The sequence below is a fragment of the Herbaspirillum sp. GCM10030257 genome (assembly GCF_042666555.1).
In the GTDB taxonomy this organism is placed as follows: Bacteria; Pseudomonadota; Gammaproteobacteria; order Burkholderiales; family Burkholderiaceae_D; genus Noviherbaspirillum.
In genome coordinates this window covers 1-11,711 of record NZ_JBHTDH010000060.1, presented here as the reverse complement: position 1 = coordinate 11,711, position 11,711 = coordinate 1, and the positions used below count along the sequence as shown (strand labels likewise).

The 11,711-nt window shown below is 50.4% G+C and carries 7 protein-coding genes and 3 pseudogenes; 1 reads left to right on the top strand and 9 read right to left on the bottom strand.

Going from position 1 to position 11,711, the window contains the following annotated elements; all coding sequences use genetic code 11:
• The 3 genes and pseudogenes from eno (ACFQUU_RS28660) to ACFQUU_RS28650 all read right to left on the bottom strand — a co-directional run.
• A pseudogene (eno, locus tag ACFQUU_RS28660) lies at positions 1-544 on the bottom strand (phosphopyruvate hydratase); the annotation flags it as partial.
• A 43-nt stretch (positions 545-587) separates the two neighbouring features.
• A complete protein-coding gene (gene pyk, locus ACFQUU_RS28655) occupies positions 588-2,096 on the bottom strand; it encodes a pyruvate kinase (protein WP_382251985.1) in 1,509 nt (502 codons plus the stop codon).
• 2 nt (positions 2,097-2,098) lie between these two features.
• On the bottom strand, positions 2,099-3,397 hold the full coding sequence (locus ACFQUU_RS28650; RefSeq protein WP_382251984.1) for a glycerate kinase: 1,299 nt from the start codon (positions 3,395-3,397) through the stop codon (positions 2,099-2,101).
• A gap of 245 nt (positions 3,398-3,642) precedes the next feature.
• Here ACFQUU_RS28650 and ACFQUU_RS28645 point away from each other — a divergent pair, with 245 nt between their 5' ends.
• On the top strand, positions 3,643-4,305 hold the full coding sequence (locus ACFQUU_RS28645) for an IS3 family transposase (RefSeq protein ID WP_382251982.1): 663 nt from the start codon (positions 3,643-3,645) through the stop codon (positions 4,303-4,305).
• Here the strand turns inward: ACFQUU_RS28645 and ACFQUU_RS28640 are convergent.
• From ACFQUU_RS28640 to eno (ACFQUU_RS28615), 6 genes and pseudogenes are all read right to left on the bottom strand, one after another.
• The gene (locus ACFQUU_RS28640; protein ID WP_382251980.1) at positions 4,224-5,108 is read right to left on the bottom strand and encodes a LysR family transcriptional regulator; all 885 of its coding nucleotides are present in this window, start codon (positions 5,106-5,108) and stop codon (positions 4,224-4,226) included. The two genes, ACFQUU_RS28645 and ACFQUU_RS28640, sit on opposite strands and share 82 nt — an antisense overlap.
• Before the next feature lie 67 nt (positions 5,109-5,175).
• Entirely contained in the window at positions 5,176-6,474 is a 1,299-nt protein-coding gene (locus ACFQUU_RS28635) for an MFS transporter (RefSeq protein WP_382251978.1), read from the bottom strand.
• 297 nt (positions 6,475-6,771) lie between these two features.
• Positions 6,772-7,020: pseudogene (locus ACFQUU_RS28630) on the bottom strand (IS3 family transposase); the annotation flags it as partial.
• A gap of 274 nt (positions 7,021-7,294) precedes the next feature.
• Positions 7,295-8,344: a porin gene (locus ACFQUU_RS28625; protein ID WP_382251976.1), complete on the bottom strand. Its 1,050-nt coding sequence runs from the start codon at positions 8,342-8,344 to the stop codon at positions 7,295-7,297.
• A gap of 419 nt (positions 8,345-8,763) precedes the next feature.
• Complete coding sequence (gene ppc / locus ACFQUU_RS28620; RefSeq protein WP_382251975.1) at positions 8,764-11,520, bottom strand: phosphoenolpyruvate carboxylase; 2,757 nt, start codon at positions 11,518-11,520, stop codon at positions 8,764-8,766.
• A pseudogene (gene eno, locus ACFQUU_RS28615) lies at positions 11,520-11,711 on the bottom strand (phosphopyruvate hydratase); the annotation flags it as partial. The gene ppc and the pseudogene eno (ACFQUU_RS28615), both read right to left, overlap by 1 nt.

The following is an 11,711-nucleotide window of genomic DNA, read 5'->3' as shown; positions in this document are numbered from 1 at the left end:
CATAGCGGATCGCTTCACGAAAGCTCGGTGCGCCCACCGGGATGATCATGAACTCCTGCAAGTCCAGGTTGTTGTCGGCATGGGCGCCGCCATTGATCACATTCATCATCGGCACCGGCATTTGCATGGCAGCCGAACCGCCGAAATAGCGATACAGCGGCAGGCCGGATTCTTCGGCGGCGGCCTTGGCCACCGCCATGGAGACAGCGAGGGTGGCATTGGCGCCGAGGCGGGCCTTGTTGTCGGTGCCGTCGAGGTCGATCAGGGTGCGGTCGAGGAAGGCCTGCTCATTGGCATCGAGGCCCATGATGGCTTCGGAGATCTCGATATTGATGTTTTCGCATGCCTTGAGCACGCCCTTGCCGAGATAGCGGCTCTTGTCGCCGTCGCGCAGTTCGATGGCTTCGCGCGAGCCGGTGGAGGCGCCCGATGGCACGGCGGCACGGCCCATGACGCCCGATTCCAGCAGGACGTCGCATTCGACGGTAGGATTGCCGCGCGAATCGATTACTTCGCGGCCAATGATGTCAACGATGGTGCTCATTCTGATTTTTCCTTGGGAATGTGATGTATTAGTTAGACGGCCGTCATTCATGAACGAAGTACGGGTCGCGTAATGCAACTGCGTCATCTTGACACCCGGGAAGATGACCCGCATCGATTTCGTCGTGCCATACAATCCGTAGCAAATTAGTGGAACCAGAGACCCCGAATGGCGTGCCAGCAGCAATAACAATCGGCTGCGAAGCTTTTGTAAAGCCATAGCGCCTTGCCATTAATTGCGCTTTGCCCACTATGTCTTCGATGCTGGTTGCATCTTCAGTACAGACGCTATGTACACCCCACACTAATGTTAGACGGCGAGAAATCCCGAGGTGAGGCGTCAGACTAAGAATTGGCGCGCGAGGACGTACTTGAGCAACACGCATCGTTGTAGATCCAGAAGTGGTATACGCGATTGTGGCAGAAACAGGTAATACCTCAGCAACGGTGCGAATAGCCGAGCATATTGCGTTAGTTAAAGTCCGACCTTCGTCGACATGCGCGACCATCATAAACTCGCGCTGCAGTGGATCTCGTTCACTTGTCGCAATTATGCGATCCATCATGCTCACGGCTTCCATTGGGTACATGCCTGATGCAGACTCAGCAGAAAGCATCACCGCGTCTACACCATCATAAACGGCCGTAGCTACATCGCCGGTTTCCGCGCGCGTAGGCATGGGTGACGAGATCATTGATTCCAGCATTTGAGTAGCAACGACTACAGGTTTCCCTGCCCTGCGACATGAACGCACTATACGTTTTTGTAATCCGGGCACTGCCTCCGGTGGCATTTCGACACCCAGATCTCCGCGGGCAACCATAATGCCGTCGGCAACCGCAATAATCTCGGCTAAGTCTTCAATGGCCGAAGGCTTTTCCAACTTTGCCATGATGTTTGCACGTCCAGCCACAATGCTTTTGAGCTCTGTGATGTCTTTCGCGCGTTGCACGAACGATAATGCAACCCAGTCAATACCTAAAGCAAGAGCAAAACTCAAGTCGCTCCGATCTTTCTCAGTGAGAGGCGACAACGGTAGTACAGCATCTGGTACGTTCACGCCTTTTCGTTCAGACAGATAACCGGCATTCAATGCCACGGCATCTATCGAATCTGCACTACAACCAACAATGCGAAAGCGCATTTTCCCGTCGTCGATCAAAAGTTCTTGACCGACGTCGACCGCCGCGAATATTTCAGGATGAGGAATGCAAACGCGTGCGTGTACACCTGGCGTCGGATCAAGATCGAATCGAAAGGCGTCACCGGTTGAAATCGCAATTCGTCCACCGGCAAATGTTCCAATTCGAAGTTTGGGTCCCTGTAGGTCAGCCAATACTGCAATTGGTCGACCTAATTCTTGCTCAACAGACCGTATTGCAACATAGCGGCGCTCATGATCAGCATGAGTTCCATGACTAAAATTGAGACGAAAAACGTCGGCACCTGCTTCGAAAAGACATCGAATAGAATCCGCGTCACTCGTTGAGGGGCCTAACGTTGCGATGATTTTTGTATTTCTGGCTCGCCTTGGAATATGAATGATAGTCATTGTCAGCCTTCAATTAAAATTGCGCGAAAGTCGTTTACATTTGTTCGCGTAGGACCTGTTTTCACTAGGTCGTTGAGGGCAGCGAAGAAACTGTATCCGTCGTTACTTTCGAGCATGGCTTGTGGGTTAAGGCCAAACGCTGCAGCCCGGGAGAGGCTGTCGGGAGACACGAAAGCGCCCGCATTATCTTCTGTGCCATCGATTCCATCTGTGTCGCATGCGAGCGCATGCACTCCATTCAGTCCGTTGAGAGCGATTGCGAGCGATAGAAGAAATTCGGCATTTCTTCCACCACGGCCATTTCCACGTACGGTAACCGTAGTCTCACCACCGGACAGCAAAACACATTGCTTAGGAAACGGCTGATTGTGCAGCACAACTTGACGTGCTATACCTGCATGCATCGTAGCTATGCTTCGAGCCTCACCTTCAATGCTGTTACCTAGTACAACTGGTTGATAGCCACAATTTTTAGCTGCATGGACCGCAGCGTCGAGCGCACTTTGTGCAGTGGCCACAACCACAGTGTGATTGCGGCGCAGACGTTCATCATTTGGTTGAGGAGGAGCAAGAGTCATATCGCTGACAATTGACCGCACGCGATCCGAAACCTCGATTGCGTATTTATCGAGGGTCCGAAGTGCCTCCTCAGATTTTGCATCGCTTGGCACGCTTGGACCGGATGCTACAACAGTGGGATCATCACCAGGAACGTCGGATATTACTAAAGTCAGCACCTTCGCCGGATAGCACGCTAGTGCAAGGCGCCCTCCCTTCACCGCAGAAATGTACCGTCGAACACCATTAATTTCATTTATCGTTGCGCCGCAACGCAATAGCTGACTGTTGATATCGCGCTTCTCTAAGAGTGAAATACCTGGTGCAGGCAATGATAAAAGGGAGGAGCCACCTCCAGACATCAGGAAAATCACTTGGTCATTCTCGGTTAGCCCGCTTGTCAACGCTAGCATGCGTTTAGCGGCTTCATAACCCTCCTTATCTGGAACCGGATGGCCCGCTTCCACGACTTCTATCCGGCTGCACGGCTCGCCATGACCGTATCTTGTTACAACAAGGCCTTCCAGGGGCGCGCTCCAGTTCCGTTCAACAGCCAATGCCATCCTTGCTGACGCCTTGCCGGCGCCCAGTACAATCGTTCTGCCTTTAGGCGCAGGGGGCAAATGAGGTGGGACAACGTTCAATGGATCAACCGCAGCAACCGCTTCATCGAAAAGATGTTGCAGTACGAGCCGGCTTCGTATTGATGGTTTACTTGTTTCCCAGCCAAACGGTCTTTGCATTGTCGATCCTATCTTCTTAGTTCTATTAGATTTCCGCTGTGCGGTCATTTGCAATATAGAAGAAGGGATCCACCATATCTAATGGTATGTTTTCATGCATGTCATAACGCCCATGCATACCTGCTATACACATTACCAATGGTGGGAATGGGTAGTTATTTGTAAGCGACTTGCGAAGTTATTTCGTGACAGATGTGAAATGTAGGGATGAACGTGTCGACGTGTCTATATTAGGTGGACACCTCATGACGAATCCAATACCAACGATACCCCGCCGGCACCACCATGGCGCAGTGCTTAAGGCACAGGTTCTGGCAGAATGCGAACGCCCGGGCCATCGACGTTATGCCGCGCAGCGGCGCAACCCGCTATTCTTTTGTGCCCGTGCCAGGCGCAATGCGTCATTTATACTCGAGATTCGCCGGGTTTGGGATACGAACATGAGGGTCTACGGCGTCGACAAAGTCTGGCGTCAGCTTCATCGCGAAAAACAAACGGTCGTACATTGCACCGTTGAACGACTGATACGACGAATGAGCATTGAAGGCGCAAGACTTGGCAAGAAGGTGCGCACCAACGTCCCCGATCCAGCGGCGCCTTATCCGCTGGATCACGTCAATCAGCAATTTAAAGCTGACTGCCCCATTTTTGTCTTTACGAGTTCGCTGAATCGAATAGCGGCTTGCCCGACTGAGTGCTGTTCACTTGTAATATGGCCAAGTTTGACCTCTGTGGCAGCGATAATCTGCTACGACGTCATCAACAATAAACTACTGAGGATCTTCTTAACTTTCATTCCTTGCCTCCATAGGGGCGATGAACATAGTCAATGGACGTTGCTCCACACGTCCTGTATCGCTTTCTTCATTGCGTCAATCAATACGTCGGTTTCTTTTCGTGACTGGTAGATGAAAGAAAGAGGGCAATATCGTTTCGTCTTATTCCACACGACGAGCTGCCCTTTAGTCTGAGCTTCATAAGCAATATCGTCTCTTAAAAGGCAAAGTCCAACTCCCATCGTTACCAGACTCCGCATGGAAGATTCCTGATCGGCCTCAACGACGGTAGTAAGGTCATAGCCGTGTTCCATGAACATTTCCTTTACGAGACGGTGTTGTGAGCTATGAACAGGTGTTCCAACCCAGGGCATTCGGGAAATTTCATTCCAATCTGCTTTATCTACTCGCTCTTTCCATGTCGTAGGTGCTACCACGACATAGGTTAGCGTACAAAGTTTTAAAGCACGGACCGAAGGGTCAATCAAATCACCAAGATAAAATCCGGCATCAAGCTCCCCTACAGAAATCAATTCATGAATTTTCCCGGAAATTCCGTGGGTTAGTTTTACGTCGACTCTTGGGTAATAGGCCAATAGTTGGCCAAGAACAGACCCAAGTCTCAGGAACTCTGGATCAATAATGGTACCCAGATTAAACGTGCCTGCTGTTTCACCACGCATTTTTTTCGCCATGTTGACGAGCTCAATTGCATTTGTGAGCGTCTTCTCGGCTTGGGCTAATAGCAGTCGTCCAGATTTCGTTAAGTTGGTACCTGTCGGCGTTCGTTCAAATAACGTTACACCAAGTTCTTCTTCCAGCGCCTTAATTTGCTTGCTCACAGCGGGTTGAGTAAGATGCAGACGTTCAGCCGCGCGGGTCAGATGGCCGGTATGTGCGACAGTAAGGAACGTGCGTAACTGATAAATTTCCATGACGCCCCTTACTGCTGTTAGTGTCGCTCTAGCGTAATCTAATCAATTTTGATTATCAACTTTGGATTTAACGCTGCCTGTCGCGTGGAATACCAAATAAAACCAAAGCTGCACCTACTACAAGACTGAGTGCGAGTACATACATACCGGTTACTGTGCTCTGCGTCGCATCTTTAATTGCGCCGATCATGTAAGGACTAACGAAGCCGGCTAGATTGCCAATCGAGTTTATCATGGCTATGCCCGCTGCGGCCGCAGTCCCACCGAGATAGGCAGTTGGCAATGTCCAAAATAGAGGTAAGGTCGTCAAGATTCCGGCAGTTGCAACGGACAAGGCCGCCAAAGCGATCATTGTGTTGTCGCTAAATATAGTGCTGGCCACTAAGCCTACGGCGCCCAGCACACCAGCTATAGCGGTATGCCAACGCCGTTCGCCGGTAGAGTCCGAATTTCTACCTGCAACTACCATGACAATTGCTGCGAAACCGTATGGTATTGCTGTCAATAAACCGACCGTTAAAACATCCTTCACTCCAGTGCTTTTAATAAGGTTAGGCAACCAAAAGCTTACCCCATATAGGCCCATGATAAAAGCAAAGTAGATGAATGAGAGTAACCAGACTTTACCGTTCCTAAAAACTTCCGCTATAGTCATATGCGTCTTCATCTGCTGGTCATTTGCAACTTCCATTTCGAGCATTACTTTTTCGTCTTCCGTAAGCCACTTAGCAGAGCGAATGCCGTCGTCCAGATAAAAATAAAGCCATATACCGACCACGACCGAGGGCAGTCCTTCGAGTAGGAATAGCCATTGCCATCCGGCCCAGCTATTTTTGCCAGCGAAGGTCTGCATGATCCATCCTGAAAGTGGTCCGCCTACTACTCCAGAAAGCGCAATCGCGGTCATGAACAATGCGACGATTCGCGCACGGCGCTGTGCTGGGTACCAGTAAGTCAGGTAAAGAATAATTCCTGGGAAAAATCCCGCTTCTGCAACCCCTAACAAGAACCGCAATACGTAGAAGGTTGCTGGAGAACTTACAAACATCATGGCTGAGGAAATTACGCCCCATGTCACCATGATACGCGCTAGCCACACGCGGGCCCCCGTACGTGAAAGTATGATATTCGAGGGCACTTCAAAGAAGAAGTAACCGATAAAAAATATTCCAGCTCCAATGCCGTACACCGTTTCGCTAAACTTCAAATCGTTTAGCATCTGTAGTTTTGCAAACCCGACATTCACTCGGTCTAAATATGCAACCACGTAACACAAAAATAGAAATGGAATAAGGCGCCAAGTCACCTTAGAATATGTTGCTTCCGCGTGTGAGCGAACACTCGCATTTATTGCTACTGTACTCATTCGTCATCCTCCGTTTTTACTCATATCGCTTCCAGAATAGGGGCGAATGGCCGTTAATATAGATTGATGGTTGCATTGAAGCCAATGGTAAAGATTCATCCTGGCCATAACGATTTTGCATGCCGCACCGCAATAAAAATCGAAGGCGTTGATGTTCTGATGCGAGCTAAGGGGCTTAGCATGTATTCCTCAAATATGCATTCCGCTTGCTACATCAATTTTCATTCTCAATGATGGCTGACGCCTAACTCTATTGAGCGTTTAGGATATAGATGACATTAGGGTTTCAGGCCAGTCTGCTTCCAAAACGATGCCATCAATCCGACGCGAATACAGGTCCAGTACCATTGCCACAACTAGCAACCCTTCAGCTGTCCAGACGTACGTGAAATCGGCGGCCCATTTTTGATTCGGTGCGGTGGGTTCAAATTGCCGGACCAGAATGTTTGGCGCTACCGAATGCACAACCGGCGCCAATTGGCCAGGCAGGCGACGGCGCTTGTAATGAGCCTTGATGCCAGCAGTTCGCATCAGCCTTGCCACCTGGTTGACTGGCAAGCCTTACTGCCTCGCGCTTGAACTCAACGGTAAGCTGCCTTCTTGTCATTTAGTACCTCCGATAATCGAATCATACTTATCGAAAGTGTCCGTCTTTTCGGAGGAAACCCAGTCAGTCATACTTTCATTTTATTTACTGATTCTTCTACTATCCGGGAGGTTTCTCTCTCCATATCCTTCTCTGAAATTGTCCACGCATACTGCAACTAGAATTACATCCGTTTCGCGCCCCCGTGCTGGCAGGCGCGAAATTGAGTGTCAATTAAAACAGATGATTCACGCCGAAGGAAACGCCGGTCTGACCACGCTGGCCTGTGGCAGGAACAACCACACCAGTGTACTTGTTACGGTCAACCTCGGCATAGAGATTGGTTCGCTTAGAGAGTGCGTATGTGGAGCCGATCACATAAAGGTTTCTCTTGCCGCTGGTGGCGGTTGGTGTACTTACCTTGCTTTGATAGATGGCACCAGTAATATCCAGCGCCGGCGTCACTTTGTAGCTTGCACCTGCCCAGGTAATCTTCCCCTCGTATTCTGAGGTTGCGGTTTTCTGCACTTCGTCGGAATAGCCTGCCGCAATGCGAACGGCGCCAAACTGATATGCGCCACCGACTGTGTAGGCGTCATTGTTCAATCCCGCTGTTGTCTGCTTACGTGTATATGCGCCGCCAAACGCGAGTGGTCCCTCCGTGTACGCAGCACCGATCGCCTTTGCAGAACCTCGGTTGACATCTCCCGCAACTTCTCCAAGTGCGTATTCTGCCCTAACCAGAACCGGTCCGAATTTACCATCATATTGGATGTCGTTACTGAACCGGTTTCCGGATGTCGCGGAGCTACCCAGCCCAGCAGCTGAGGCCGCAGCCGGTAGCGTAGTGCCTCCTCCGGACGATAGCGGAACCAAACCGCTGAACTTGTATCTGAATGGATCATATAGGCTGACAATACGGTAGGCGACGGTATATTGCCTACCCAGGTTAACTGCACCCCATGACCCACTCAAACCGACCGACGCTGTCCGATTAAACATGACTCCCGCAGCATCCTGTGCACCCGTTTTTACGGAATAGCCACTTTCCAACTGAAATTGCGCCTTGAGTCCGTTTCCAAGATCTTCCGTACCGCGGAAGCCCAGGCGGTTGGAATTGTAGTTCCCGGTACCCATGCTAAGGGTATCCTTACCGGCGGCATTTGTATTCGTTTGATAGCGAACACCGGCGTCTACCGACCCATATACAGTGACGTTAGACTGCGCTTGAGCCACCACTGAATAGCCTGCCGTAGCTATGAGCGCCATCGCCAATTTCTTCATTCATTTCTCCCTGATCTTGTAAAGCGTCAATTTGTAAGCGATGTACAACCGCGATTTAATATGTGGTGGCCACGTTTCATCACTCGACCAAGCTTTTCTGCAAGTCCAGCATGCAAAAACTACTATGCTTCGTCATCGGGGCTACCAGCGCGCTGGGTTGCGCAAATATATGTTTGAAGTTCCTGTAGGACAAATCGAGTTTCCTTATCCGAGGAATCACGATTTCTAATGCAAAAAGGCCCTTCACAGGGAAGGGCAAACGGCCAGTTAGCCCGGGAGACAACCGATGAAATACTTGGTACCTGTACCGGAGCAGGAGAGAAACACGCTCTGCTGCCGATTTATCTAAATCGGCACATAGGACATACGGCTTCCACAGTGACCATGACTTCATCACTCCTACCAAAACCCGACGTCATTTATCCGCTATTCCTTAAACCGGCGGCGATACCGTTAATGGATAAATGAATCCCACGCCGTGTTCGTTCATCAGCATCTCCACTCCTGTACCGACGGAGAAGTTCTATCTGCGCATGATTAAGCGGGTCGAGATAAGGGAGCCTTTGCCGTAGCGCTTGTCGAAGCGCGGGATTGGGGCCTGACACACCAGTAATTTTATGCATGGCATCAATTGTCTGCTTGTGTTCGATCTCAATAGTGTTGAAAATGCAATCACGGAGCTCAGAGCTGTTGACCAAGGAAGCGTATCTACGGGCAATTGCCACGTCAACACTCGCCAATACCATATCCATGTTAGAGAGTAACATCGCAAAGAAAGGCCATTCCCGGTACATCTGCTGTAGCAAACGTATCCCGTCTTCACCGTGCTTCGCAAGCCACAAGTTGACGGCCGATCCGAAACCAAACCACCCTGGTAGCATCCACCTACACTGAGACCAGCTAAAAACCCATGGAATGGCGCGTAGATCCTCGATGGATGTACTTTGTTTACGCGAGGCGGGCCGACTTCCGATATTGAGCGCAGCAAATTCGGACACGATGGTAGACTCAATAAAAAACTGTTCGAACCCGTCAGTTTCGTATACGAGTCCCCTATACGCCTTGAAAGCGAGCGCGGAAAGCTCCTCCATTGCCCTTAAATAGGATTCCTGCATCGGTGGCGCGGAATTATTTTGCGATAGTGACACCTCGAGCGTACCTGCTATAAGAAGCTCCAGGTGACGTCTCCCAACCTCCGGATTGCCGTATTTTGCGGTGATGATTTCCCCTTGCTCGGTAAGGCGGATACGCCCCTCGACAGATCCAGGAGGGCGTGCCAGTATGGCTTCATAGCTTGGCCCACCACCGCGACCGACCGAACCACCTCGTCCATGGAAAATGCGCAAAAGGACATTGTGGCGCTTAAAAGTCTTTACCAATTCGGTTTCCGCTTTATACAGTTCCCAGTTTGACGTAATGAATCCGCCATCCTTATTGCTATCCGAATATCCTAAAAGGACTTCCTGGGTATTGTTGCGACTACCGAGTAGCGCAGAGTAAGCTTTTAGTCCTAACAACCGCTCCATCAATGCGGCACTGTTACGCAAGTCCTCAATCGTTTCAAATAGCGGTACGATGTTGACTCGTAATTCATTAGAAGCTGGGTTCAGAAGCCCGCATTCCTTTAACAGCAGCGCGACTTCCAGCATGTCAGAAACGCTGGCTGCCTTTGAAATAATGCAGTTCTGGATCGAACGCGGGCCATAGAGATCAAGAGCGGCGCGTGCAGTCCGGAAAATTGCCAGTTCACTGTTGGTTGGTTCCGAGTATGATAAGTATTGGGAAGCAAGTGGCCTTCCGGTAGCAAGTTCCTTTGTTAAGAGGCCAATTCGCTGCTCTTCGTCCAGGTCCAAGTACCTTGTCCCAGGGTACACAGCTTCAAATAGCTCAGACACAACGCGTTCGTGAACATCGGCGTTCTGCCTGAGATCGATCGGTGCAAGACTGAAGCCAAATAGGTTTACTGCGCGCTTTAACGAACGCAGCTTACCTCGAGCCAAGGGTTCAGACCCGTTCTTGGAAAGTGATATTTCGACCACTTTTAGGTCGTCTTCAAGTTCATCGGAAGTGCGGTACGGCCTCGCATCAACAAAATGACTGTAGTGGTTTCTTATGTCTTTTCCAAGAAAACGGCGGGCCGTCATCGTAACGCGCCCCCCTATCCAGTCCATCGCTCGCCGGTAAGGTTCATCGGCGCGATGCGGGGACGACATTTCGGCGTGTGCCGCCAGTTCGACTAGCTGCCTACACGCCGGTACCAAATGGTCCGACATGGACAGCTGGGAACTGAGCACATGGATTTCATCCAGGTAATATGCAAGCGTCCGTTCGCAGTGCATCCGTAAAGCATGTTCCAAGATCTCGGCGGTGACGTATGGATTACCGTCACGATCACCGCCTATCCATGTCCCGACCGAGATAAAGTTCGAAAGTTCGTCATATCTTGATTGCTTTCCAAGGTTCGATAACTGATCCTCTACATCGACGTAAATGCGAGGAAGCTCATTCATGAATGTCGCATCGAAAAACGACAGACCGTTTTCGACTTCATCCAACACAGACAATGTTGACATACGCAACATGCGTGTCTGCCATAGCGTTACGATTGCTCGACGCAAGGCTTCTGTGTTGTTAGCATCTTCTTCCGGAAGAAGTTTTATACGGTCACGTTCGTCGAGCAATCGTGCAATGACTGTCTGGCAGTTGCGGATGCTTTTCCGCTTCACTTCCGTTGGATGAGCGGTCAACACAGCGCTAATATTTGCATTTTTAAAGAACTGCATGACCACATCGCTATTGCCTGCGGTCTCGATCGCTTTTTCGATGGCGTGCGCAATGCTTCCTTTTGCTGGAGCGCATACAGAGGAACGCTCGGCTCTCCAGGACCGTATTTGACGCTGGTCTTCCGCGATATTGACTAGCAGGGAAAAGTAGCTAAACGCTCGGATAATTTGTATCGTCTGATCGGAGGTTAATGACTCAAGCAAACCTTTAAGTTCTTGATTAGCCGCGGCATCGGTGCCACGATGGTAACGAATCGAACCCTGTCTTATTTTTTCAATCAGGCTGTATACATCGTCCCCATGCTGTGCCCTTACGGCCTCACCTAAAAGGCGGCCCAGATTGCGTATCTCCTCACGCTGTTGGGCTGCAAAGTCTATAGCATTCAGATCCATTATTTGTCTAGCGCTTGGCGCACGCTGTAGAAGGCATTGTTCCCTGGATAGCTGGCGATGTCGTCGAGGTCTTCCTCGATACGCAGCAGTTGATTGTACTTGGCCATGCGGTCCGAACGCGACATCGAGCCGGTCTTGATCTGCAACGCATTGGTCCCCACCGCGATATCAGCAATCGTCGCATCTTCCGT